This window comes from Streptomyces sp. NPDC007929 (genome assembly GCF_042959065.1).
GTDB lineage: Bacteria > Actinomycetota > Actinomycetes > Streptomycetales > Streptomycetaceae > Streptomyces.
The window spans coordinates 733,786-755,830 of the sequence record NZ_JBIBKD010000004.1; the positions used below are offsets into that span (position 1 = coordinate 733,786).

At 73.0% G+C, this 22,045-nt stretch carries 22 protein-coding genes and 1 pseudogene; 8 read left to right on the forward strand and 15 right to left on the reverse strand.

Features of this window, described 5'->3' with window-relative positions:
• The first annotated feature begins 158 nt into the window (after positions 1–158).
• Positions 159–653 carry an HAD family acid phosphatase gene (locus tag ACFZDE_RS16855; RefSeq protein ID WP_391200399.1) on the forward strand — a complete coding sequence of 165 codons (495 nt, stop codon included), beginning with the start codon at positions 159–161 and terminating at the stop codon, positions 651–653.
• A gap of 3 nt (positions 654–656) precedes the next feature.
• Here the strand turns inward: ACFZDE_RS16855 and ACFZDE_RS16860 are convergent, their stop codons facing one another.
• The 5 genes from ACFZDE_RS16860 to egtA all read right to left on the reverse strand — a co-directional run bounded on the left by ACFZDE_RS16860 (position 657) and on the right by egtA (position 5,386).
• Positions 657–872 carry a dodecin gene (locus ACFZDE_RS16860; RefSeq protein WP_390999963.1) on the reverse strand — a complete coding sequence of 72 codons (216 nt, stop codon included), beginning with the start codon at positions 870–872 and terminating at the stop codon, positions 657–659.
• A 128-nt stretch (positions 873–1,000) separates the two neighbouring features.
• Positions 1,001–1,963 (reverse strand): L-histidine N(alpha)-methyltransferase, encoded by a 963-nt coding sequence (egtD, locus tag ACFZDE_RS16865; protein ID WP_391200400.1) that lies wholly within the window; start codon positions 1,961–1,963, stop codon positions 1,001–1,003.
• A complete protein-coding gene (gene egtC, locus ACFZDE_RS16870) occupies positions 1,960–2,751 on the reverse strand; it encodes an ergothioneine biosynthesis protein EgtC (RefSeq protein ID WP_391200401.1) in 792 nt (263 codons plus the stop codon). The genes egtD and egtC overlap by 4 nt, the downstream gene beginning before the upstream one ends.
• On the reverse strand, positions 2,751–4,088 hold the full coding sequence (gene egtB / locus ACFZDE_RS16875) for an ergothioneine biosynthesis protein EgtB (protein WP_391200402.1): 1,338 nt from the start codon (positions 4,086–4,088) through the stop codon (positions 2,751–2,753). The genes egtC and egtB overlap by 1 nt, the downstream gene beginning before the upstream one ends.
• Positions 4,085–5,386, reverse strand: coding sequence for an ergothioneine biosynthesis glutamate--cysteine ligase EgtA (gene egtA, locus ACFZDE_RS16880; protein ID WP_391200403.1), 1,302 nt, complete (start codon positions 5,384–5,386; stop codon positions 4,085–4,087). Before egtA ends, egtB begins: the two co-directional genes overlap by 4 nt.
• Positions 5,387–5,677: 291 nt before the next feature.
• Here egtA and ACFZDE_RS16885 point away from each other — a divergent pair, with 291 nt between their 5' ends.
• Complete coding sequence (locus ACFZDE_RS16885) at positions 5,678–6,523, forward strand: TIGR02452 family protein (protein WP_391200405.1); 846 nt, start codon at positions 5,678–5,680, stop codon at positions 6,521–6,523.
• Here ACFZDE_RS16885 and ACFZDE_RS16890 read toward each other — a convergent pair.
• Positions 6,486–6,932 (reverse strand): type II toxin-antitoxin system PemK/MazF family toxin, encoded by a 447-nt coding sequence (locus ACFZDE_RS16890; protein WP_391200406.1) that lies wholly within the window; start codon positions 6,930–6,932, stop codon positions 6,486–6,488. The genes ACFZDE_RS16885 and ACFZDE_RS16890 overlap by 38 nt on opposite strands.
• A 57-nt stretch (positions 6,933–6,989) precedes the next feature.
• Complete coding sequence (locus tag ACFZDE_RS16895) at positions 6,990–8,444, reverse strand: amidase (protein WP_391200407.1); 1,455 nt, start codon at positions 8,442–8,444, stop codon at positions 6,990–6,992.
• 287 nt (positions 8,445–8,731) lie between these two features.
• Between ACFZDE_RS16895 and ACFZDE_RS16900 the strand changes: the two genes are divergently transcribed.
• Entirely contained in the window at positions 8,732–10,072 is a 1,341-nt protein-coding gene (locus ACFZDE_RS16900) for an AbfB domain-containing protein (RefSeq protein ID WP_391200522.1), read from the forward strand.
• A gap of 146 nt (positions 10,073–10,218) precedes the next feature.
• Here the strand turns inward: ACFZDE_RS16900 and ACFZDE_RS16905 are convergent, their stop codons facing one another.
• The gene (locus ACFZDE_RS16905; protein ID WP_390999939.1) at positions 10,219–10,668 is read right to left on the reverse strand and encodes a spore-associated protein; all 450 of its coding nucleotides are present in this window, start codon (positions 10,666–10,668) and stop codon (positions 10,219–10,221) included.
• Positions 10,669–11,017: 349 nt separating this feature from the next.
• Here ACFZDE_RS16905 and ACFZDE_RS16910 point away from each other — a divergent pair, with 349 nt between their 5' ends.
• From ACFZDE_RS16910 to ACFZDE_RS16920, 3 genes are all read left to right on the forward strand, one after another.
• Complete coding sequence (locus tag ACFZDE_RS16910; protein ID WP_391200408.1) at positions 11,018–11,926, forward strand: hypothetical protein; 909 nt, start codon at positions 11,018–11,020, stop codon at positions 11,924–11,926.
• Positions 11,927–12,189: 263 nt separating this feature from the next.
• A complete protein-coding gene (locus ACFZDE_RS16915) occupies positions 12,190–12,987 on the forward strand; it encodes a serine/threonine protein kinase (protein ID WP_390999933.1) in 798 nt (265 codons plus the stop codon).
• Positions 12,984–14,540, forward strand: a complete 1,557-nt coding sequence (locus ACFZDE_RS16920) for a protein kinase (protein WP_391200409.1) — start codon at positions 12,984–12,986, stop codon at positions 14,538–14,540. The genes ACFZDE_RS16915 and ACFZDE_RS16920 overlap by 4 nt, the downstream gene beginning before the upstream one ends.
• A gap of 72 nt (positions 14,541–14,612) precedes the next feature.
• On the opposite strand, the gene ACFZDE_RS16925 is transcribed toward ACFZDE_RS16920, so the two are convergent.
• Positions 14,613–15,788: a hypothetical protein gene (locus ACFZDE_RS16925; protein WP_391200411.1), complete on the reverse strand. Its 1,176-nt coding sequence runs from the start codon at positions 15,786–15,788 to the stop codon at positions 14,613–14,615.
• A gap of 265 nt (positions 15,789–16,053) precedes the next feature.
• Between ACFZDE_RS16925 and ACFZDE_RS16930 the strand changes: the two genes are divergently transcribed.
• Positions 16,054–16,503 (forward strand): hypothetical protein, encoded by a 450-nt coding sequence (locus ACFZDE_RS16930; RefSeq protein WP_391200412.1) that lies wholly within the window; start codon positions 16,054–16,056, stop codon positions 16,501–16,503.
• A gap of 67 nt (positions 16,504–16,570) precedes the next feature.
• Here the strand turns inward: ACFZDE_RS16930 and ACFZDE_RS16935 are convergent, their stop codons facing one another.
• Complete coding sequence (locus ACFZDE_RS16935; protein ID WP_391200414.1) at positions 16,571–16,939, reverse strand: peptidase M23; 369 nt, start codon at positions 16,937–16,939, stop codon at positions 16,571–16,573.
• 312 nt (positions 16,940–17,251) lie between these two features.
• Here ACFZDE_RS16935 and ACFZDE_RS16940 point away from each other — a divergent pair, with 312 nt between their 5' ends.
• Complete coding sequence (locus ACFZDE_RS16940) at positions 17,252–17,680, forward strand: VOC family protein (RefSeq protein WP_391200415.1); 429 nt, start codon at positions 17,252–17,254, stop codon at positions 17,678–17,680.
• An 18-nt stretch (positions 17,681–17,698) separates the two neighbouring features.
• Here ACFZDE_RS16940 and ACFZDE_RS16945 read toward each other — a convergent pair.
• The 5 genes and pseudogenes from ACFZDE_RS16945 to ACFZDE_RS16965 all read right to left on the reverse strand — a co-directional run bounded on the left by ACFZDE_RS16945 (position 17,699) and on the right by ACFZDE_RS16965 (position 21,946).
• A pseudogene (locus ACFZDE_RS16945) lies at positions 17,699–18,954 on the reverse strand (MFS transporter).
• Between the two features lie 142 nt (positions 18,955–19,096).
• Positions 19,097–19,549 carry a YbhB/YbcL family Raf kinase inhibitor-like protein gene (locus ACFZDE_RS16950; RefSeq protein ID WP_390999914.1) on the reverse strand — a complete coding sequence of 151 codons (453 nt, stop codon included), beginning with the start codon at positions 19,547–19,549 and terminating at the stop codon, positions 19,097–19,099.
• A gap of 170 nt (positions 19,550–19,719) precedes the next feature.
• Positions 19,720–20,175 (reverse strand): archease, encoded by a 456-nt coding sequence (locus ACFZDE_RS16955; protein WP_390999911.1) that lies wholly within the window; start codon positions 20,173–20,175, stop codon positions 19,720–19,722.
• A 182-nt stretch (positions 20,176–20,357) separates the two neighbouring features.
• Positions 20,358–20,960, reverse strand: coding sequence for a DJ-1/PfpI family protein (locus ACFZDE_RS16960; protein WP_391200416.1), 603 nt, complete (start codon positions 20,958–20,960; stop codon positions 20,358–20,360).
• Positions 20,957–21,946: a DJ-1/PfpI family protein gene (locus tag ACFZDE_RS16965; RefSeq protein ID WP_391200417.1), complete on the reverse strand. Its 990-nt coding sequence runs from the start codon at positions 21,944–21,946 to the stop codon at positions 20,957–20,959. Before ACFZDE_RS16965 ends, ACFZDE_RS16960 begins: the two co-directional genes overlap by 4 nt.
• Positions 21,947–22,045 lie beyond the last annotated feature (99 nt).

Sequence of the window (22,045 nt, forward strand, 5' to 3'; positions counted from 1 at the left end):
CTTTGTGGGGATCCCCGACGAGCCCCGGCCACGGGTGGTGGCGAGGCTGAGAGCGGAGTATGTCAGTGCCGCGCTTGAGCCATCAACTGTGAAGGTGAATTGACCCGCGCACATGGCTTGTTCACGCGCGCTTGCACGGACCCCTTAGGCTGTGCCGCGTGAGCGACGACCGCAGCAAGGCCCCGCTGGCCGTGTTCGACCTGGACAACACCCTCGCCGACACCACGCACCGCCAGCACTTCCTCCAGCGCGCACCGAAGGACTGGAACGGCTTCTTCTCGGCGGCGCCGCAGGACCCGCCCGTCCCGGAGGGCATCGCACTGGTCCGCGAGCACGCGCGCGAGTGCGAGATCGTCTACCTCACCGGACGGCCCGAGCGCTGCCGACGCGACACGCTGGAGTGGCTCGCCGCCCAGGGGCTGCCCGAGGGGCGCGTGTACATGCGGCGGGACGCCGACCGGCGCCCCGCCCGCTTCACGAAGCTGGAGATCCTGCGGCGGCTCGCCCGCACCCGCGAGATCCGCGTCCTCGTGGACGACGACGAACTGGTCTGCGCCGACGCCCGGAGGGCGGGCTTCACCGTCGTACGGGCGGACTGGGTGACCCGGTCGGCCGAGATGAAGGCGGCCCAGGAGCGCGAGGGACGAACCTGAGCACTACTCCGTCTCGTCGAGGCGGAAGCCCACCTTGAGCCCCACCTGCCAGTGCGCGATCTGCCCCTCCTCTAGCTGGCCGCGCACCTGCGTCACCTCGAACCAGTCGAGATTGTGCAGCGTTTGGGAGGCCCGGTCGATGCCGTTGCGGATGGCCTGGTCGACGCCGTCCGGTGAGGTGCCGACGATCTCCGTGACCCGGTAGGTGTGGTTCGACATGCCGCTGCTCCTCTTCCCATGACGTTCCTGTGACGGGAGTGTCACGCGTGATTCCACCGTGCCCCACGCGGCGGCGAAGCGCGAGACGTCGTCCCCCGCGCACGCCGCCGCCCCCGGGTTCCCCGGTGTCAGCGCGCCACGCTCAGCGACAGCGCGAACCGGCCCGCGCCGTCCGTCCACCAGTGGGCCATCTCCAGCCCCGCCGCGGACACCTCGGCGCGCACGCCCTCCTGCCGGAACTTCGCCGACACCTCGGTCCGCATCTCCTCACCCGCGGTGAAGTCGACGGCGAGATCGAGCGCCGGCACCTTCACCGTCTGCGCCGTACGGGAGCGCAGCCGCATCTCGATCCACTCCCGCTCCGCGTTCCACAGCGCCACATGGTCGAACGCGCCGGGGTCGAAGTCGGCGCCCAGCTCGCGGTTGATCACGGCCAGGACGTTCTTGTTGAACGCCGCCGTCACCCCGGCCCCGTCGTCGTACGCCCGGACCAGCACCTCCTCGTCCTTGACCAGGTCCGTGCCCAGCAGCAGGGCGTCGCCCGGGGCGAGCAGGGCACGGACCGAGGTGAGGAACGCGGCGCGCTCGGCGGGCAGCAGATTGCCGATCGTGCCGCCCAGGAACGCGACCAGCCGCGGCCCTGGCGTGTCCGGCAGGGTCAGTTCCGCCGTGAAGTCGGCGATCAGCGCATGCACGTCAAGGCCGGGCCGTTCGGCGGCGAGCGCCTCCCCGGCCTGGGTGAGCGCGCTCCCGCTCACGTCGACCGGGACGTAGGTGTGCAGATCGGTGAGGGCGTCGAGCAGATGACGGGTCTTCTCCGAGGACCCGGAGCCGAGCTCGACCAGGGTGCGCGCCCGGGTGGCGGCGGCGATCTCGCCGGAGCGCGCCAGCAGGATCTCCCGCTCCGCCCGCGTGGGGTAGTACTCGGGGAGTTCCGTGATCTTCTCGAACAGGTCGCTGCCGTGTGCGTCGTAGAACCACTTCGGCGGCAGGGTCTTGGGACGGCCGGTCAGACCTCGGTGGACGTCGGAGCGCAGCGCGGCCCCCGTGGTGTCCTCGGGCAGGGTGCGGGTGACGTGGAACGGGCTCACGTACGGGACTCCTTGAACGGTGCGGGCACGAAGGCGTCGGTCGGTTCCTTCAGCGGCGTCAGCAGCACGTCGGTGCGGCTCGCCGCGAGCAGGGTCCGGTCGGGGACCTCCCGCCAGTGCGGATCGTCGTCGAAGGGCTCGGAGGCCACGACGGTGCCGCCGCCGGGCCGGGTGAGGTACCACAGGGCGTCGCCCCAGGCGGTCGCGGTGATGGTGTCGCCGTTGGTGAGCAGCAGGTTGAGCCGGGACCCGGGGGCCGCCGCGGCGACCTCCAGGACCGTGTCGGCCAGCGCCCGGCCCTCCTCGTCGCCGGCCCGCAGCCGCGCCAGCACCAGCGCCCACACGAGCGCGGAGTCGTTGCGTGCCTCCAGCGACAGCAGGTCCTCGTGCGGCAGCGTCCGGGACAGCGAGGCCAGCGAACCGGGCCAGCCCTTCACCGCCCCGTTGTGGCTGAACAGCCAGGTTCCCGCGGCGAACGGCGCCGCCGCGGCCTCCGCGTCCGCGCCGGACAAGGTCGCGTCCCGCACCGCCGCGAGCAGCGCGGGGGAGCGGACGACCCGGGCCAGATCGGCGAACGACAGGTCCGCCCAGATCGGCCCGGCCCGCCGGTAGCGGGCGGGCACCGGATCGCCGTCGGCGTACCATCCCACGCCGAAACCGTCGGCGTTGACCGTCCCGTACCGCTGGTGCCGGGGCGCCCACGACTGCCGGTACAGCGCGTGCGGGGGCTCCACGAGGATCCGGCCCAGTTGCTCCCCGGGCCCCACGTACGCCACATGACGGCACATCAGACGTCCTCCGACCGGGCCGTGCGGAACCCCGAGAAGATCTGCCGGCGGATCGGGTAGTCCCAGTTGCGGAAGGTGCCCCGGCAGGCCACCGCGTCCACCGCGAACGAACCGCCGCGCAGCACCTTGTACTCGGGCCCGAAGAACACCTCCGAGTACTCCTTGTACGGGAACGCCGTGAACCCCGGATACGGCAGGAAGTCGCTCGCCGTCCACTCCCACACGTCGCCGATCAACTGCCGTACGCCGAGGGGTGACTCGCCGGCCGGGTAGCTCCCGGCGGGTGCCGGGCGCAGGTGCCGCTGGCCGAGGTTGGCGTGCTCGGGCCCCGGGTCGGCGTCACCCCACGGGTAGCGCATCGAGCGGTCGCCGGCCGGGTCGTAGCGGGCCGCCTTCTCCCACTCGGCCTCCGTGGGCAGCCGGCGTCCCGCCCAGCGGGCGTAGGCGTCGGCCTCGTACCAGCTCACGTGCAGCACGGGCTCGTCCGGCGGGACGACCTCGGTGACGCCGAAGCGCCGCCTGAGGAACTGCTTCCCGTCGCGCCGCCAGAACAGCGGGGCGTCGATGCCGTGCTTCTGGATGTGCGCCCAGCCGTCGGCCGTCCACCACCGCGGGTTGCCGTAGCCGCCGTCCTCGATGAACGCCTGATAGGCGCCGTTGGTCACCGGGGTGGTGTCGATGTGGAAGGCCGCGACCTCCCGCCGGTGCGCGGGGCGTTCGTTGTCCAGGGCCCAGGGCTCGCCGGAGGTGCCCATCATGAACGGGCCCCCCGGGACGAGGACTTCGGACGGACTCGTGGACAGCGGCGCCGGCTCCGGGTCGGGTGCCGTCAGCGCCGGGGGGCCCGTGCGCAGCTGATGGGTGATCAGCATGGTCTCGTCGTGCTGTTGTTCGTGCTGCGCGATCATCCCGAAGGCGAAACCGGCCTCCGTCAGCCGCGTCCCGTGGAACGCGTGCCGCTCCAGCACGTCCAGTGCCCTGCCGCGTACGTCGGCCGCGTAGGTGCGGGCCTCGGCGGGCGACAGCAGCGGCAGCTTCGGCCGCTCGGCGCGCGGGTGCTCGAAGGCGTCGTAGAGGCCGTCTATCTCGGGCCGTATCGCCTCGTGCCCGGCGACGGCCCGCAGCAGCCACTGCTCCTCCTGGTTGCCGATGTGCGCGAGGTCCCACACCAGCGGCGACATCAGCGGCGAGTGCTGCGCGGTCAGGTCGGGATCCTCCACGCAACTCGTCAGCAGGGTGGTGCGGTCGCGGGCCACGACGAGTGAGGCGACCGCCCGCTCCCGGAGGACCTCGGGGTCGACGGCCGGGGCGTCGACGGCGGGATCGGTGTCGGTCATGAGCGGAAGTCCTTCCCGTGGGCGCGGCCGTCCGTGCCGCGCTGTCGGTCGAGCAGGTCGTCGGCGGGGCAGCGGCCCAGGACGACGTAGCGGTCCAGATAGGCCGTGACGGCCTCGATCACCTCGGGGCCGGCGCCGAGCCGCGGCAGGGCGTCCAGCGCCGTCGTGAAGCACGTGACGGCCACCTCGCGCAGTTCCGCGTCGGCCAGGCCGCCGCGGGCCGCGTCGAGCCACAGCGGGTTGTGCGGCGCGGGCAGGCCCAGCGTCCGCTCGGCCAGCGGCTTCACGGCCCGGTAGGCGGTCTCGGCGGCCTCCGGGTCGTCGAACAGCGCCGCCGTCACGGCGAGCGGCACGATCCAGCCCTCGTCGCCGGGCTGCGCGTCGATCATGCGCAGTTCGAGGTGGCCACGCGGCCTGACCGGCGGAAACAGCGTCGTGACGTGGTAGTCGAGATCCTCCCGGGTGGGCGGCCGGGGCGTGCCCGTGCGGATCCAGTCCCGGAAGGTGAGGCCCTCGGGGACGTCCCAGGGGCCGCCGTCCCGGCGTACGCACATCACGGGGGAGTCCAGCACGTGCCGGGCCCAGGCGCCGCGCGGGTCGGCGTCCAGCCGCGGCCCGCCCGCCCGGCCCGCGCCGATCCGGGTCCACACCAGCTGCCGGGTGGACAGCCAGCCGGTCGGCCGGTGCGCGGCGAGCGGGGAGTTGGCGAAGGCGGCGACCAGGACCGCGCCCAGATGGTGGGCCAGCCACCAGCGCCGCACCATGCCGAGGGGCCCGGGCTCCTCGTGGCCGGCGTCCAAGCACACCTGCACGGAGGCGGAGGTGCACATCATGGCGCGGCCGGCGGGGCCCGTGCGGTCCAGGCACGCCTCCATGGCGTCGTAGCGCGGTTGGCGCAGGAAGCGGCGGGGTTCGTGCCAGGGGTCGTGGCCGAGGCCGACGAGGGCGAGGCCGCCTTCGCGCAGAACCGCGCGGACGGCGTCCAGATCGGCGCGGACGATGCCGATGACCTCCGTCAGGGAGGCGGCCGGGGGCGAACTCAGCTCCAGCTGACCGCCGGGCTCCACGGTGAGCGCCGACCTCAGGGGCACGGTCCGCAAAGCGGCGTAGGCCGCTTCGAGTCGTTCGGGTGTGACGGGGAGCTGCGGTGCGCGCAGCTCGTGGACGAGCCATTCCACCTCGACACCGAGGCGCCGTGGCGGGCCGGTCTTGAAGCAGATGCCGCGGACGAGAGCCTCGACCTCGGCTTCGGACAGTGAGGTGCGTGGCCGGGTACAGCCACTTACCGCATCGGACATGTCGGGATCCTCCTGAGATTCCACCATGCCACCGGTCCGGACTCTTCGGCGGCCCGGGCCGGGATCATCTGTCCCACCCAAGACGTTCATCCCGCGTGGCACAAGGGGGCCAAGCGTGACGTTCCCGGACGGTCATACGGCTCCGCCCGGCGTTTCCAGGGGCTTCGCGCGGCGTTCTCCCTGGGCGAAAACTCTGTTGCGGCGGGGATCGGACATCACGCACGATGCCTGCGTGAGCACGACAACGCGAGCAGCGGGGGGCGCGTTCACGGCGCGTACGGGGGTCGCGCCGTGAGCGCGCGTCTGCGCGGTGTCGCCCGGGAGACCGAGCAGATCGTCGCGGCCGGGGCCTACCGCGCGCCGGACGGCCGGGAGATACCGATCGCCGGGGAGCTGCGGGCGGCGCGGGAGGGCACGCGCGTGCACGGACCGGAACCGGTGCCGGTACCCGCCGAACGGGTGAGGGGGACACGGACGACGCGGATCGAGGTCACGGCCGAGAGCAGCCTGGAGGCCGCTCGGCGGCTCGGCGGGCACGTGGCCGTGCTGAACTTCGCCTCCGCCCGTAACCCCGGTGGCGGCTATCTGAACGGCGCCCAGGCCCAGGAAGAGGCCCTGTGCCGGGCCTCCGCGCTGTACACCTGCCTCCTGGAGGCCCGGGCCTTCTACGACCATCACCGGGCCCACCGCGACCCGTTCTACACGGACCGTGTCATCCACTCACCGGCGGTGCCTGTCTTCCGTGACGACCGCGGCGGCCTGCTGGCCGAGCCGTACACCGCGGGCTTCTTGACCTCGCCCGCGCCCAACGCGGGTGTCGTGCTCCGCACCGCGCCGGAACGGGCCCACGAGCTGCCGCGGGCCCTCGCGGCCCGGGCCGAACGCGTCCTGGAGACCGCCGCGGCCCACGGCTACCGCCGGCTCGTCCTGGGCGCCTGGGGCTGCGGGGTGTTCCGCAACGACCCCGCCCACGTGGCGCAGGCCTTCCGGGCGTTGCTGGGGCCCGGCCGCCGGTTCGCCGGGGCCTTCGAGCACGTGACGTTCGGCATCCTCGACCGGACCCGGCACCGAGCGGTGCTCGGCGCCTTCGAGCGGACCTTCAGCTCCAGCCGTAGCGCTCCTGAAGGCGCCGCCTGACCAGGTTGAACCGCATGCGGTCCAGGGCGCAGGCCTCCCGGCGCATGCCGCCCTCCGACAGCCTCAGCACCCGGTCCACGTCGACCCACGAGTTGCGGCCCGTCCGGTCCCACGGCCCGCTGCCGATCGGCACCCACTCCCGGTCTCCGTCGTGCGCCTTGCTGGACAACTGCACGGCGAGGAACGTCCCGCCCGGCTCGCGGGCGACCACCAGCACCGGGCGGTCCTTGCCGCGGCCGTCGTTCTCTTCGTAGGGCACCCACGTCCAGACGATCTCCCCGGGATCCGGGTCGCCGTCGTACGCGGGGGAGTACTCCGTCCGCACCCGGCCCACTTCGCGCGGGTCGGCCTGGACGGTGGCGGAGGGGCCGTGACGGCCCGGGACGTTCTCATCGGCAAACGTGCTCACGGAGGCACGATAGAGGCTGCCGCCGTGAACATGCCGCCGGGGTCGGGTCCGTCTCGCTCAGGCGGCCGCGGAGCGTGCGGTGACCGGCGGTGTCGGCCACTTCTCCGACCAGCGCAGTTCCGCCTCCAACTGCGCGGCCACCTGCACGAGAAGCGGCTCACTGTTGGCCGGGCCCAGCAACTGCGCGCCGACCGGCAGCCCGTCCGGCGTGAACCCGGCGGGCACGTTGACCCCGGGCCAGCCCAGCACGTTCCACGGCCAGGCGTACGGGCAGGCCGCGATCATCGCCCGGTCGGTGGCGAAGCCGCTGAGTTCGAGCAGGGCGCCGATGCGGGGCGGCGGGGCGGCGGTCGTGGGCGCGAGGACGACGTCGTAGGACGTGAAGAACTCGCCGATACGGCGGTGCAGCACCGTTTCCGCGCGCCGGGCGGCCCGCAGCGGGGCGCCGCCCAGGAGCCGGCCCAGCCGGGCCGCGTCCCGGGTGCGCCGGTCGAGCAGTGCCGGGAAGGGCGCCTCGCCCACGCGCTCGGCGATCCCGGCCGTGGCGCGCGGCACGAACGTCAGCCCGATCTGCCCGTACGGCGGGTCCGCCTCCTCGACGAAGTGCCCCAACGCGGCCAGCCGCTCGGCCAGTTCGACGACCCGGGTCCGCACCTCGGGCAGCAGCCGGGCGGGCACCGCCGTGAACGGCGGCTTCAACGAGAGCGCGATGCGCAGCCGTCCGGGGTCGCGGCCGACGGCCCCGGACACGTCGAGGCGCGGCGGCTGGTGCGGGTCCCGCACGTGGTTGCCGCTCGCCGCGTCCAGCAGCAGTGCCGCGTCGGCGACCGTGCGGGCCAGGGTGCCGTTGACGGTGATGCCCTGGAAGGACTCGCCGCGCGGCCAGGTCGAGACCCGGCCGCGCTGCGGCTTGATGCCGACCAGATGCGTCCAGGCGGCCGGGATGCGCACCGACCCTGCCCCGTCCGAGCCCAGCGCGGCGGGCACCAGCCCCGCGGCGACCGCGGCGGCCGAGCCACCGGAGGAGCCGCCGGGTGTGTGCTCGGTGCTCCACGGATTGCGGGTGGCGCCGAAGGCGGGCCCCTCGGTGAACGGCCACTGCCCGAACTCGCAGGTGTTCGTCTTGCCGACGATCACCGCTCCGGCCGCGCGCAGCCGCCGCACCGCCTCGCCGTCCTCGGCGACCGGCGGGAACTCCCCGCAGCAGCCGAACGCGGTCGGTTCACCGGCGACGTCCATGTCGTCCTTCACCGCGACGGGCACGCCCAGCAGCGGCTGGTGCGCACGCCCGGAGGCCGGGGTCTGCCGGCCGGAGGCCGCTGCCAGCTCCCGGTCCGCGGCATCGGCCTCGGCGAGCGCGGCCTCGGCCCGGACGATCCGGAAGGCGTTCAAACCGCCCTGCGTCGCCTCGATCCGCGCCAGCGTCCGCTCCACCAGAGCCCGCGACGTCACCTCCCCGGCGGCCAGCGCACGGGCGGTCTCCGCCAGGCCTTCGCAGCGGTCGAGCGTCATACGAACACCTCCGGAAGCGACTTCTCTACCGAACGGTAACGTCCGTCGGCCGGTGGCGGAACGGCGACGACAGGAGTGGACGTTCACCATCGGCCGCGTCCTCCTCACCGGACACATCGGCACCTGCTCAAACCATTGACGCACCTCCGCCCCAGCCTTACCTTTCGAGCCCCACCCTCCTGATCGAGCAGCCGAACCCTGTTCGGCATATCGAATCCGGTCTCCCAGGGAGAGCCGCCGTGACCTCACACCCCGCCGCCCCGTCCCGCCGCACCCTGCTGCGCGCAATGGCCGCCGTGCCCGCCTCGGCGGTCCTGCTCGGCGAAGCCCCCGGCCTGCTCGGCAACGCCCTGGCCGCCGCGCCCCCGAACGGCTCGGCCACCCGCTACACCATCGTGCCCTTCCTCAACAGCGACGATGGCACCGTCAACGTCTACCAGTCGGACGACGCCACCGACTTCAGGCTGCTGCGCTCCTCCGCGTACACCCCGCCCGCGAACCGGATCCGCGACGCCAGTGTCATCAAGCACACCGACGGCTACTACTACGTCACCTACACCACGCACACCTGGCAGGACCCCAGCACGACCATCGGCTTCGCCCGCAGCTCCGACCGCGTCAACTGGACGTTCCTGTACGACTACACCGTGCCGATCACGGGTCTGTCCCGTGCCTGGGCGCCCGAGTGGTTCGTCGACGCCGACGGCAGCGTGCACATCATCGTGTCCTGCTCCACCACCAACGACGAGTGGATCTTCACGCCGTACCTGCTGAGAGCCACCAACTCGGCTCTCACGGCGTGGAGTTCACCGGTCGCCCTGGCGGGCATCGGCGCCAACCACATCGACACGTTCATCGTGCGGATCGGCTCGACGTACCACGCCTTCCCGAAGAACGAGACAACGAAGTACATCGAGTACGCCACCGCCTCGAACCTCGCGGGTCCCTACACGATCCGCCGGACGGGCGATTGGGCGAGCTGGGGCAGCTACCGCGAGGGCCCGGCGCTCGTGCAACTGGACAACGGCGGCTGGCGGATGTTCTTCGACGGCTACGGCGACGGGAACTACTACTACAGCGACAGTCACGACACCTTCGCCACCTGGACGAAGCCGGCCGCCCTGCCCGCGATCTCCGGCACCGCCCGGCACTTCACGGTCGTCAAGGAGACGGTCACCGGCGGCCCGAGCCTGGCCCGGAACGCCACGCGCTCCTTCCGCTCGGCCAACTACACCACCCGCCACTGGCAGCAGCAGTCGTCCCTGCTCAACCTGCCCGTCGTCACCACCTCCAGCACCACCGCCGAGAAGCAGGCCGCCACCTTCACGGCCGTCGCCGGCCTCGCCGACGGCAGCGGCTACTCCTTCCGGGACGCGGCCGGCAAGTACCTGCGCCACTGGGACTTCCGCGCCCGCTTCGACGCCTCCGACGGCACGAGCACCTTCGCCAAGGACGCCACGTTCCTCCTCCGCACCGGCACGTCCTCGGGCTCCGTGCGCTTCGAGTCGTACAACTACCCGGGCCACTACCTGCGCCACTACGCCTACCAACTGCGCGTGGAGCGCTCCGACGGGACGGACCTGTTCCGGCAGGACAGCTCGTTCGTGCCGGTGACGGCCTGGGCGTGACCGGCACCCTATGAGGCCACGACGGCGGTGTCTTGTCACGGGGCTGTACTCATGTGAGCCGCGGGAATGGCCGATCGGATGGCCCGGTCTCGGCTGAGCGAAAAGCCGGACCCCACGGTACGCCCGTGGGGCCCGGCCGGAGGGGGTCAGCGGGTGAAGGTGACCCGGTGCTCCTTCAGGGAGCCGCAGTTGGAGCCGTACACCTGCACATAGGTGTTGGCGATGCTGCCGCCCCAGTCCACGCAGTGGCCCTTGCCGTAGACGTACGTCGGTCCGGCGTACGACGTGAACAGGCCCTCGTCGTAGTGGTTCTCCTCGGTGTCCGGGACATAGATCCAGGCGGACATGTTCACGGCCTTGCCCGGGTTGTTGCGGATGGTCGCGACGCAGTTCTGGCCGTTGGAGGCGTTGTAGGTCAGGTAGACGGTCCCCAGCGAGCCGACGGTCGCCGAGTTGACCGTCTTGTACCCACTGCCGCAGACCTTCTGCGGAGTGGTGTTGGGCGCGGCCGACGCGGGCGACGCCAGGGCGGTCATGGTCCCCACGGACAGTGCCGCCACGGCGGACGCGGCCAGGACGGAACGCGTGAATCGCATATTTCCCCCTTGCAACTCTTCGAGGTGGTTGCTCCTGCATGGTGTGACCCGCGGCGCATCCAAAGGGTTGTGCCTCAGTTCGCAGGAAAATCAGGGGAGTTGAGGGCGACTGCCCGCCCCGGCCGGGATGTGGCGGCCCTCGGGGGCCGCATCGTTCCCCGGTTCCCGGTCCTTTACTCATGGGTCACCCATGGCACACGCGAGGTCCAGAGGATCTGTGCAGGGGTGTCACACAGGCTGCACACCGTCCTTCCAAAGTCTCGTTAGCGTTACGGCTCGATCCCACGTGCGAACGTGAACCAGGCGCGGCCGGCGAGCCGCCGGAACAGCCAGATCGGGAAAACCACACATGGACTACTGCTCCTCGTGCCGTCGGCACCTCAACGGCGCCTTGGTCTGCCCGGGGTGCGGCGCCTACGCCCCGGACATCGACCCCTCCGCCATCGCCCGGCGTGACGGTCCGGCCCCCGCGCCCGCCCCGGCACCCGGCGGACCGGCCGCCTGGGAGGGCCCGGCCCCCACGGGCACATGGCACGACGGGACCGTGTGGGACGAGACCCCGGCGCGCGCACCCGAGAGCCCCGGCCCCTCCGACGCGTATGCCGCGCCGGACACCGACACCCCCGAGGGCTACGAAGCCCGGCCGCAGGGCCGGGCGGCCCGGCGGCGCCAGATGGCCCGCTGGAAGAAGAACCAGCGCCGGGCCGTGGTGGCGACGGCGGTCGCGTTGGTGGGAGGCGGTCTGACCGTCGCCGCGATGAACGGCAACGCCAAGCCCGGCGTGCAGGCGGCGGCCACGCCGGAGGACACGACCATGGGCGGCGCCGCGGGCGAGGCACCGGCCTACGCCGAACCCACGGCGAGCCGGCAGGACACCCCGCGTTCGGCGGCCACCCCCACGCCTGCGTCACCTGCCGACCGCGCCTCGCGCCACGAGCGGTCCCGGGCCGCCGACCCCCGCGACACGCCGACGGACACCCGCACGGACGCCGCCGCCGCGCCGCGCGAACTGCCGCTCACGACCGCGCCCCGGCGCGAGACCGTCACCGACACCGTCGACACCGCCACCGGCACCGCCGGTTCGACCGCGTCGAAGGCCACCGAGCCGACCACACCGCCGGCCGCCGAGTCCGGCTCCGGCGCACAGCAGCCGGACGCCCCCTCGACGCCGCCGCCCGCGGCGACCACCCCGCCAGAGACGTCTCCCACCGACACGAAGCCGAAGGAACTCTGCCTGCTGGTCATCTGCCTGGGCTGACAGGCGTCCGTCCCGGCCGGGGGCGCGCGACCGCCGGGATCCGGCGACCGCGCGCCCCCGGCCGTGCGTGCGTCGCGGCGTCTTCCGGTATCCACGTCGCGGGGCCGGGGCAGGAGTGGAACCACGGGGCGACGTACGGCGTGAGAGAGAACGGACGTGAGCCTCGGCCGGGCCGGTCGCCGAGCCGCCTGCTCCGCGGCATCCGGGGCCGACCGTACAATCCTCGCGACCAAATCGGGGGCGACATCAGCGGGGGAGTCCGCGTGGAAACGATCATCGTGCAGTTGCCCGGTCCCGCCCAGTGGGGCGTGAACGAGACGGGCAGTCCCGAACTGATCCACCTGGGACCGGGGGACATCGCGGACTTCGGACGCGGCGGGCCGGGGGTCCGCATCGTCCTGGCCGACCCGGGGATCTCCCGCCGGGCGGGGCAGTTGGAGGCCGCGGGGGACTACTGGCGGCTGTCCAACTTCAGCCGCAGCGTGTCGTACGTGGTGGAGAACCTGGAGGGAGCCGGCGAGTACCTCACCGTCGCACCCGGGCGGCTCGGGGCGCCCGTTCCCTTCGAGTTCTCGCGCGTGGTGCTGCCCGCCCTGTCCGGCACCGCCACGTTCAAGGTGTTCGCACCCCAGCACGCCTACCTCGGCGAGCAGTCCGTGCCGGGCGGCGGCGAACAGACCGTCCACCCCTTCGCCCTCGACCCGACGTCGAAGTACTTCCTCGTCCTGGTCGCCCTGTGCGAACCCCGGCTGCGCGACCCCTCCGACTCGGCGCTGCCCGGCGTCGGACAGATCGTGGAGCGGCTGCGGCCACTGGAGTCCTGCCGGGACCTGACACGCTCCGCCGTCAACTACCACATCGACTACCTCGCCTTCGCCAAACTGCGCCTGGACCTCGGCGACGACGCCACGACCGCCACCGACGGCGGCCGCACCGGCGCCAAGCGCACCCGGCTCGCCTCCGTCGCCCTGCGCTTCGGCCTGGTCCGCGAGGAACACCTCGGCCTGCTGCCGCCCCGTGGCGCCGCACGCCTCGCCGACCCGCAGGAGGCCGGGGCATGACGACGTCCGAGGAGCGGGACGACGAGCTGGAAGTGCCCCGCCCGCCCGGCCTCCCGGAGGGCTTCCGCATCGAGGGCTGGGAGATCGGCACGGTCATCGGCTCCGGCGGCTGGGGAACCGTGTACGAGGCCCGGACGGTCGCCGACGGCACGCCCGTCGCGGTGAAGGTGCTCCCGACCGGCACCCTCGGGCCCGGGCAGCGCGCCGCCCTCGGCGAACTCGTGGCGCGCGAAGTCCGCTTCAGCGCGGAGGCCGACCACCCCCACCTCGTCCGCACCCATGCCGTGTGCACCGTCGAGGCACCCGGACTGCCCGCCCTGGACGGCGCGATCGCGCTGGTCATGGACCTGGCCGAGGCCAGCCTGAAGGACGTACTGGACGCCGCCGAGGCGGGCGGCCCGATCGCCCACGCCGACCGCGTCCTGCGCGGGGTCGCCGCCGGACTCGCCCACATGCACGCCGCCGGCTGGGTGCACGGCGACCTCAAACCCGCCAACGTCCTGCTGGGCCCGGGTGGCCGGGTATGGCTCGCGGACTTCGGCCTGGCCACCGAACTCGACGGCACCCACGCCCACCTGCCCCCGCTCGGCACCCTCGACCACCTGCCGCCCGAGTGGTGGTCCCAGCGCACCGGCACCCAGGGCGCCGTCGTCCGGCCCACCGCCGACATCTGGGCCTTCGGCGTCCTCGCCCACCAGGTCCTCACCGGCGGACTCCACCCCTTCCCGGGCGCGACGGCCCGGGCCCGCTCGCTGGCCGCCCAGACCTACGCCCGCGGCACCGCGCCCCTGCGGCTCGACGCCGGACTCGACGAGGACATGCGGCGGCTGATCGCCGACTGCCTGGCCCCGGACCACGCCGCCCGGCTCCCGCACACGGCCGACTCCGTCGCCGCCCGGGTCGACGCCGTCACCGCCGGCCCGCGACGCCGCCGAAGACGCCTGGTGCCCGCCGTCGCGGCCGGAATCGTCGCCCTGACCGCGGGCGCGGTCGCCGGGGCGGCCCTCCTCGGAGGCGGTGGCACCCAGGACGACGACCGCGAGCGCGCCACTCCCACCGCCACCACCACCGGCACACCCGCCCCGCCGCCCGGCGAGATCCCCGAAGACTCCGACGTACCCGCATCCCTGCGCCCCGTCATCGCCCGCGCGGCCCACCGCTGCACCGACGAGGAGATCACGCCCGCCCTGCTCGCCGCGATGATCAAGGCGGAGAGCAACTTCGACCCGAAGGCCTCCCGCCCGCAGAGCGAGGAGTACGGCATCGCCATGTGGACGCCGTCGGTGTTCCGGGCCTGGGCGGTGGACGGGGACGGTGACGGCGACAAGGACCACATGTCACCGCCGGACGCGATCTCCACCATGAGCCTGTACATGTGCTGGCTCGACCAGCGCTTCAAACAGGCCGGGCTGCCGAAGAAGGACCTGCCCGCGCTCGTCGCGGCCGGCTACCGCACCAGCGACCGCACCGTCATCGAGGAACGCGGCGTACCGGAACGCGTGAAACCGCACGTGGACAAGGTGATGCGCTACTACGCCGAGTACCGGCGCTGACCCCTACGACCGCGAGCGGTGGGCGGGGCCGCAGCCCTGCCCACCGCTCGTCCCCCGTTCCCGGTGCGGCCGCTAGGCGGCACACTCCGGGACGTCCGGCAGCCGGTTGTCCGGCGAGCTGACGTAGATGTTGGAGATGTAGCCGCCGTACTGCGGCAGATAGGCCCACCACTCGTTGGTGTAGGGCGGCACACTGACCACCTCGCCCCGGACCTGGCACCCCACCAGCACCTCGACCCCGGCGGGCAGTTGCGTCATCCGGTCACCGTCCGTGCCCGGCCCCCTGCGGACGTTCACGAGCTCGCCCCAGGTGCCGAACCACGTCCCCGCGGGCCGCTTCGCCCCCGGCACGTTCAGCGAGCGGGTCAGCCGGCCGATGTCGGTGTACGCCTTGCCGTACGACGTGCCGACCGGGTGCAGCGTCAGCACGGCCACGATCGAGCGGTCGTTCGCGCCCACCGTGCCGGTGCTGTGCAGGGCGGGACGGGTGAGGTCCACGGCCGCCGCGGCCCGGGGAGCGGGCGCGGCCGACTTCGCCTGTGAGGACGCGGTTCGAGGCCCGCACGTGCCCTTCGCGTACGACCCGGACCAGCCCTGCTTCACCGCCCAGGGCTTGTCGAACGCCCCGGCTGTCCCGAAGTGCTGGTCGAAGTGGTCGCTGGCTGAACAGCGGGTGGAGCGGCGCAGGTTGTCCATGATGAAGTCACGCACGGGCGCGGGCGCCTTCTCCAGGATGTACCGGTAGACCGCCACGGTGTCCCGCGCGGACACGGCGGTGTAGCCCCAGAAGCCGGGGTAACCGGCGGGCGGCGGCGCGGTGTCGCGCAGACCGACCTCGGTGCGGCCGGTCATCCGCTCGATGATCGCCGAGCCGCCGTACGTCGACCAGTAGTAGTCGGCGGCGTCGTCGTCGCTGCCGCGCAGCATCGGCTCCAGCCGGGCACGGTCGGCCGCGGGGATCGTGTAGTCGGGCCCGCGGTCCCACAGGAAGTCCAGGGCCAGCAGCAGCTTGACCACCGACGCCGACCGGAACCGCGCGCTCGCGTCGACCTGTTCCGTGAACGTGCCGCTTTCGCGGTCGTAGACGGCCACGCCCGCGGTGACACCGGGTGGGATCTGGGCCGCCGCGCCGGCCCGGACGGCCTCGGCGGCCCCGGCCGTCCGGGGGTGTGCCGCCGCACCGCTCGTGAGTGACGCGACCGTGACGACGGCCGCGAGTGCGGCCGCGCCGCGCAGGAGCATGCGCATGGGTGCCCTTCCTGGATCGCCCGGGTGGTCCCGCGGGTCCGTCGTGGGCCCGCGCCGCCACGATAGGAGCACGGGCGCGGCGGACGCTCCTGACGAATGTCAGGGGCCCGCCCGAACGGGACGACCTGCGGCTTCGACCCTGATAAGTGTCAGGTGTCGGCGGTGCGGTGACGCCCCGTACGGTCACGACCAGTGAGCGGAAACCGGCCGGGGGCCGGTCGCCGCGCACGACCGCACCACCCGCCGACACGACGAAAGAGGGCACATGAGCCGCCGATCACTCACGACACTGCTGGCCGCGGGGGGCGCCGCCGCGGTGATGGCGCTCCTTCCGGCCACCGCCCAGGCCCAGCCGTTCTCGGGCGGCAACTACGGGCTCTACGGGCAGGAGGGTCAGTACCCCACCACCTCGTTCTGCTCCGGTACGTTCCGGCAGATCGGAGCCACCCAGTACTTCGAGGGCATGGCCCTGAAGTACTTCTACTCCGACAAGTGCGGCTCGTTCGCCCGGATCGAGAACTCCCGGCCCGGCTGCGCTGCCGTACTCCAGCGTTCCAACAACGGCACGGGCCGCAACGACGGCTGGGTCTCCGAGACCGTCGACTCCGGCATCAACTACGCCTACACACAGATGGGCAACAACCTCAACGGCCGTGTCTCGCGCGCCGTGCTCTCGTGCGACGGCCACGACCTGCTGAACACCGGCTGGTACTGAGCCGCCCGATGCAGCACACAGCGGGGCGGCCGGAGGACCGGCCGCCCCGCTGCCGCGGTGTCGCCCGTCAGCAGTCCGGGACGCCGGCGATCTTCTCGCCGCCCCGGATGTACAGGTTGTTCACCCAGGCGATGTCGCTGCCCGAGAACTCCATGACGGCGGTCCACCAGTTGTTGGTGCCGACGGCCGGGTCGTGCACGGTCTGGCCCTGCGTCTGGCACACGGCGTCGCCCCACCACTGCGAACGGACCGCGAGCCGCGGGGAGTCGGTGGTGGGCTGCTGGCGCAGGTTGACGTCGGTGGCCCAGATGTAGACGTCGGTGAGGGTCGGGTCGCCGTCGGCGGGCGGGGCCGCCTGGGCCGTGGTGGCGAGGCCGCCCACGGCGAGCGCGGTCACGGCGAGGCCCATGGCGGTACGGCTGATCAGTCGCTTCATGTGTCTGTCCCCCGAAGGACGAAGATGATGATGGCGTGGTGGGAAGCGGTCCACTCCCCGGTCCGCAACGCCCCGGAACGGAACGGCTTGCCGACGCTCAGAACTGTAGGGAGACCCGGAAGCACACGGTCCTGACAATTGTCAGGATCAGCCGGGCCGACCGCGCGGGCCGGCCCGCTCTCGAACACGGCCGAAAACCGCTCGACGACCTCCACGGCGGCTGTCTACGATCCACCGCGCGGCATCGCGTGCCGGTCACCGGCCGGGTGAGGCATGGAGGCGCCGCGGAGATGCCCGTGGAGGCATTCAACCGTGTCAGTCGAGTTCAACCACACCATCGTCCTGTCCAAGGACAAGCAGCAGTCGGCTCGTTTCCTCGCAGAGATCCTCGGACTCGAAGTCGGCGCACCCACCGGGGTGTTCCTGCCCGTGACGACCGCCAATGGCGTCACACTGGACTTCCTCACCATCGACGCCGACATCCCCATGCAGCACTACGCGTTCCTCGTCTCCGAGGAGGAGTTCGACGGGGCCCTGGCCCGGCTCGTCGCGGCCCGGATCCCCATCCAGGCCGACCCGCACGGCAACCACCCCCGCCGTATCAACCGCCACGACGGCGGCCGGGGCGTGTACTTCCTCGACCCGGCCGGACACGGCATGGAGATCATCACCCGCCCGTACGGAACGGACCCGGCCTCCGAGTTGAACGGCGTCACCGAGGAGGTGCCCGGAGCGGTCTGAGCCCGGGCCCCGGACGGGTCAGCCCTCGTCCGACTCGACCGCCACGGGGGCCGGTTCGGCGCCGGCCTCCGTGGCGTGGTCCCGGCGGGGCAGCAGCAACGGCGTGACCAGGAGCAGGGCGCCGGCCACCGCGAGGGCCGTGCGGGGAGTGGTCCAGGCGGCCAGTACGCCCCAGAGGGCCGTGACCCCCGCCGTGGTGGCCTTGCCGGTGGCCGACCACGCGGCCAGGGTGCGGGTGACCCGGCCCGTCGGGGTACGGTCGAGACGGTGGGTGGCGAGGACCGGGTTGAACACGGCGCAGCAGGTGATCAGACCGAACTCGACCATCATCACCCAGGCGAGGCCGGGCGCCCCGGGGCCGGTGAAGGCCAGGCCGACCGGCCAGCAGGCCCGCAGCGCCCCGGTCGCGAGCAGGACCCGGTGCCGGCCGTGGCGCGCGACCAGGCGTGGGGCCAGCCGGGAGCCGAGCAGACCGCCGGTGCAGGGCACCGCGAACGCCAGGGCGTACTGCCAGGGCGCGAAGCGCAGGTCGGCCACCAGCAGGATCAGCAGCGGGGGAAAGGCCGCCATGATCAGGGAGTTCACCACGAGCGAGTTGAGGAACAGCGGGCGCAGCACGGGGTCGGCCAGGATGTGGTGCCAGCCCTCCAGCAGATCACCGCGGGCCGGAGCGGGGGCCGTTCGTGGAGCGGGCTTCTCGGTGTCCCCGATCGCCCGGATGCCGAACGCCGAGATCAGGTAGCTCCCGCGTCGGCGACGACCGTAGTCACCGGACCGAACAGGCCGATCGCGGCCCCGCCCAGCGGCGGACCGACCATGCTGGCGGTCCAGGTCGTCGCCTCGAACCGGCCGTTCGCCACGAGCAGGTCCTGCCGCGGCAGCAGGTCCTTCAGGAACGCCCCGGCCGCCGCGTTGAAGGTGATGTCGGCCGCTGCGACGGCCACCGACACCAGCAGCAACTGGCCGAAGCCGAGCCGGCCGAGCGCGAACGCCACGGGGACGCTCAGCAGCACCACGCACCGGACGAGGTCCGCCGCCATCATCACCGGCCGTTTGCGGCGGATCTCCACCCACGGTCCCAGGGGCACCGACACGGCCGCGCCGACCGCCGGTCCCACCGCCGCGAGCAGCGACACCTGCGTCGGCCCGGCGTCCAGGGCCAGGACCGCGATCAGCGCGAACGCGTCGAACGCCAGCCAGGTGCCGGCCGTGCTGACCGCGTACGCGCCCCACAGCCACCCGAACCGCCGCCCCAGTGACCGCCTGCCCGCCATGTCCGGCGCACTCCCCGCTCTCCCGGACAACCCCGCGTTGTCCGGGAGTCATCCAAGCGAGAAGCGGAGCGGCCGGGCAAACAACCACCCGCCCCCGCGCCACAACCGACCGTTGTGACACAAGGAGGTGCGGGATGGAGGGTCAGCGCTGGTACAGCCCCACCAGCGTCCCGTCCGCGAGGCGGCGCTTGTCGACCTCGGCGTGCACCTGGTCCGCACGCGGCGCGTCGGGCAGGACACACGGTTCGGACAGGGCGTAGAGCCGGAAGACGTAATGGTGGGCGTCATCACCCGGCGGAGGGTGGGGGCCGCCCCAGCCGTGCTGCCCGTAGCCGTTGACGAGCTCCGTGCCGCCCGGCGGGCTCTGCCCGGCCTCCACACCGTGGCTGTGCGGGTCGATGCCGACCACGACCCAGTGCGCGAACGTGCCCGACGGCGCGTCGGGATCCTCGCACAGCAGGACCAGTTCGGCCGCGTCGTTGGGTACACCGCTCCAGGTCAGCGGGGGAGAGACGTTCGGTCCCTCGTACGCGTACCGGCGCGCGATGAACGAGTGGTCGTTGAACGCGTTGCTGCTGAGTTCGATGCCGGTCATGAGGCCCGGGGTACCCCGGAGGGCACCGGGGCACACGGTCGGGACCCATCGGCCGGGTTACCCGCCGACGGGCCGGAACGAGGCGGCAGAGGGAGGAACCCGACGTCACCGCACAGGAACAGCGTCACGACGCCGCCCACCCCTCCACGGCAGGCGCACGCGGGCCGCCCTCAGGCGTCGACCGTCACCGCGCACGACCACCCGTAGGGGTCCGGCCCGATCCGCAGTTCGTCCCACGCCACCGCTGTCGGCACCGCCCCGGTGATCTCCACGTCGGCGACCTCGGTGACGGCCAGCCGTACGTCCAGGCCGCCGTCGGCCTCGTCGGCCTCCACGTCCACGGGCACCTGCCCGTACGCCTCCAGCCGGAAGATGATCTCGTCCAGCAGCGAGGCGAGCAGATCGTCGCTGCTCGCCTCGGGCAGCCGCACCCGGTCCACGGAGGTGGGCCGCACCCCGGAGACGTCCGCGAAACACTCGACCATCGCCAGGACCGCCTCCGCCAGGCAGTGCTCTCTGCACGCCGCCCACGCCTCGATCCGGATGTCACCCGGATGCGGCACCGCCCGGTGCCCGCACTCGCCCGGCTGCCGCCCTTGCCCGCCGTCGCCCGTGTCACCGCCCATGAACATCGCCTGCCCGAGGCACGCCCACTCATGCGACCCGGCGCCTACGGGTGGTCTTCGGATGGGCTCGTCCGGGGGTATGGCGGCGACCGGTGGCGCGAAGGGGCTCGGCCGCGGGGTACGGCGCCGCCCGGTGGTCTCGGACAGGCTCGTCCGCGGGGAACGCGGCGCCGCCCGGTTGCTCAGACAGGCTCGTCCGCGAGGTACGGCGGGGCCGGGTCGTACTGGATGTGGCGCCGCACGGCCCGCGCGTGATCCCGGCCGTGCAGCCGCCCGACCAGCCACAACGCGCTGTCGATCCCGGCCGAGACGCCCTGGCTGGTGACCAGCCCGCCGTCGACCACATAGCGGGTGTCCCGGACCACCGTCACGTCCCCGCGCGCCTCCAGAGCGTCCTCGTGACTCCAGTGCGTGGCCACCCGACGCCCCCGGGCGGGTCCGGCGGCATGCAGCAGAAACGCGCCGGTGCACACGCCGTGCACCCAGGCGGTCCGCTCCGCCGTCCTGGCGATCCAGCCGGTGACCACCGGGTTGCGCAGCTCGGCCTCCCGCGCGCCCAGCCCGCCCGGCACATGCAGCACGTCCAGCGGCGGATGGTCGTCGAAGGTGTGGTCGGGCAGCACACGCAGGCCCTTGTTGCAGCGCACGGGCCCGGGACGCTCGGACACGAGCACGGCCGTGTCGCCGCTGTCCCGCAGCCGCGCCGAGACGGTGAAGACCTCCCAGGGCCCCACGAAGTCCAGCTCCTCGGCGTCCTCGAAGACCAGCAGGCCGTAGGTCGTCACGCGCGTGTCCCTTCCTCTGCGAGATCTGCCGGGGATCCGGTCGTGGAGCGGAACCTGGCGCGGTAGTCCGACGGCGCGACACCGAGCCGGCGGTGGAACGTGCGGCGCAGGGTCTCGGCGGTGACGAACCCGCAGCGCCGGGCGATCGCCTCGACCGGCTCGTCCCCGTCCGTCAGCGCCCGCCGGGCCGCCTCGACGCGCACCCGCTCGACGTACGCCGCCGGCGGCACGCCGAGTTCCGCGGTGAAGCGGCGCTGGAGATGACGCGGGCTCAGCCCGGCATGCGCGGCGAGCCCCGCGATGTCGTGCCGGGCACCTGGATCGGCGTGGATCGCGCCGACGGCGGCCCGCAACGGGTCCGTCGCCGGCTGCCGCGACCAAAGCGCCACGCTGAACTGCGACTGCCCGCCCGGGCGCCGCAGGAACAGCACCAGCCGACGGGCCACCTCGTGCGCGACGTCCCGGCCGAGATCGTCCTCCACCAGGGCGAGCGCCAGATCCATTCCGGCGCTCACCCCGGCCGACGTCCACACCCGCCCGTCACGGACGAAGATCGGGTCGCAGTCCACCCGCGCCTCGGGATGCTCCCGGGTCAGCTGCTCCCCGCGCGCCCAGTGCGTGGTGACCCGCCGCCCGTCCAGCAGACCGGCGGCCGCCAGCAGGAACACCCCGCTGCACACCGAGGCCACCCGCCGGGCGCCCGCCGCCGCGGCGGCGACCCAGGCGACGAGAGCCTCGTCCTCCCGGGCCCGGTCGACGCCCTGGCCGCCCACGACCACGACGGTGTCCGTACCGGCCGGGTCCAGGTCCACCACGCCGTGGGCGGCGTGCATGACCAGCCCGCTCACCGAGCGGACCGGACCGGCCCGGGTCGCCGCGACCTCGCAGACGTACCCGCCCGCGCTGTGGAACACCTCGTGCGGTCCGGTGAGATCGAGCGGCTGGAAGCCGTCGAAGACGACGAAGACGATACGGCGATCGGTCATGCCCCTCACGCTCCGACGGCGGGTGCCATGGCGTCAACGACACGCACCCCACGGATCGCGCCATGGGACGTCCAGCGCGGCGTGGGTACCACGGGAACC

What these genes read in the sequence shown, in the direction of transcription:
- ACFZDE_RS16900 (WP_391200522.1), top strand. Translation starts at nt 8,732, where the DNA reads ATGGCCGCCGTGCCCGCCTCGGCGGTCCTGCTCGGCGAAGCCCCCGGC.
- ACFZDE_RS16910 (WP_391200408.1), top strand. Translation starts at nt 11,018, where the DNA reads ATGGACTACTGCTCCTCGTGCCGTCGGCACCTCAACGGCGCCTTGGTC.
- egtA (WP_391200403.1), bottom strand. Translation starts at nt 5,386, where the DNA reads ATGTCCGATGCGGTAAGTGGCTGTACCCGGCCACGCACCTCACTGTCC.
- ACFZDE_RS16920 (WP_391200409.1), top strand. Translation starts at nt 12,984, where the DNA reads ATGACGACGTCCGAGGAGCGGGACGACGAGCTGGAAGTGCCCCGCCCG.
- egtC (WP_391200401.1), bottom strand. Translation starts at nt 2,751, where the DNA reads ATGTGCCGTCATGTGGCGTACGTGGGGCCCGGGGAGCAACTGGGCCGG.
- ACFZDE_RS16965 (WP_391200417.1), bottom strand. Translation starts at nt 21,946, where the DNA reads ATGACCGATCGCCGTATCGTCTTCGTCGTCTTCGACGGCTTCCAGCCG.
- ACFZDE_RS16935 (WP_391200414.1), bottom strand. Translation starts at nt 16,939, where the DNA reads ATGAAGCGACTGATCAGCCGTACCGCCATGGGCCTCGCCGTGACCGCG.
- egtB (WP_391200402.1), bottom strand. Translation starts at nt 4,088, where the DNA reads ATGACCGACACCGATCCCGCCGTCGACGCCCCGGCCGTCGACCCCGAG.
- ACFZDE_RS16955 (WP_390999911.1), bottom strand. Translation starts at nt 20,175, where the DNA reads ATGGGCGGTGACACGGGCGACGGCGGGCAAGGGCGGCAGCCGGGCGAG.
- ACFZDE_RS16925 (WP_391200411.1), bottom strand. Translation starts at nt 15,788, where the DNA reads ATGCGCATGCTCCTGCGCGGCGCGGCCGCACTCGCGGCCGTCGTCACG.
- ACFZDE_RS16895 (WP_391200407.1), bottom strand. Translation starts at nt 8,444, where the DNA reads ATGACGCTCGACCGCTGCGAAGGCCTGGCGGAGACCGCCCGTGCGCTG.
- ACFZDE_RS16860 (WP_390999963.1), bottom strand. Translation starts at nt 872, where the DNA reads ATGTCGAACCACACCTACCGGGTCACGGAGATCGTCGGCACCTCACCG.
- ACFZDE_RS16905 (WP_390999939.1), bottom strand. Translation starts at nt 10,668, where the DNA reads ATGCGATTCACGCGTTCCGTCCTGGCCGCGTCCGCCGTGGCGGCACTG.
- ACFZDE_RS16930 (WP_391200412.1), top strand. Translation starts at nt 16,054, where the DNA reads ATGAGCCGCCGATCACTCACGACACTGCTGGCCGCGGGGGGCGCCGCC.
- ACFZDE_RS16950 (WP_390999914.1), bottom strand. Translation starts at nt 19,549, where the DNA reads ATGACCGGCATCGAACTCAGCAGCAACGCGTTCAACGACCACTCGTTC.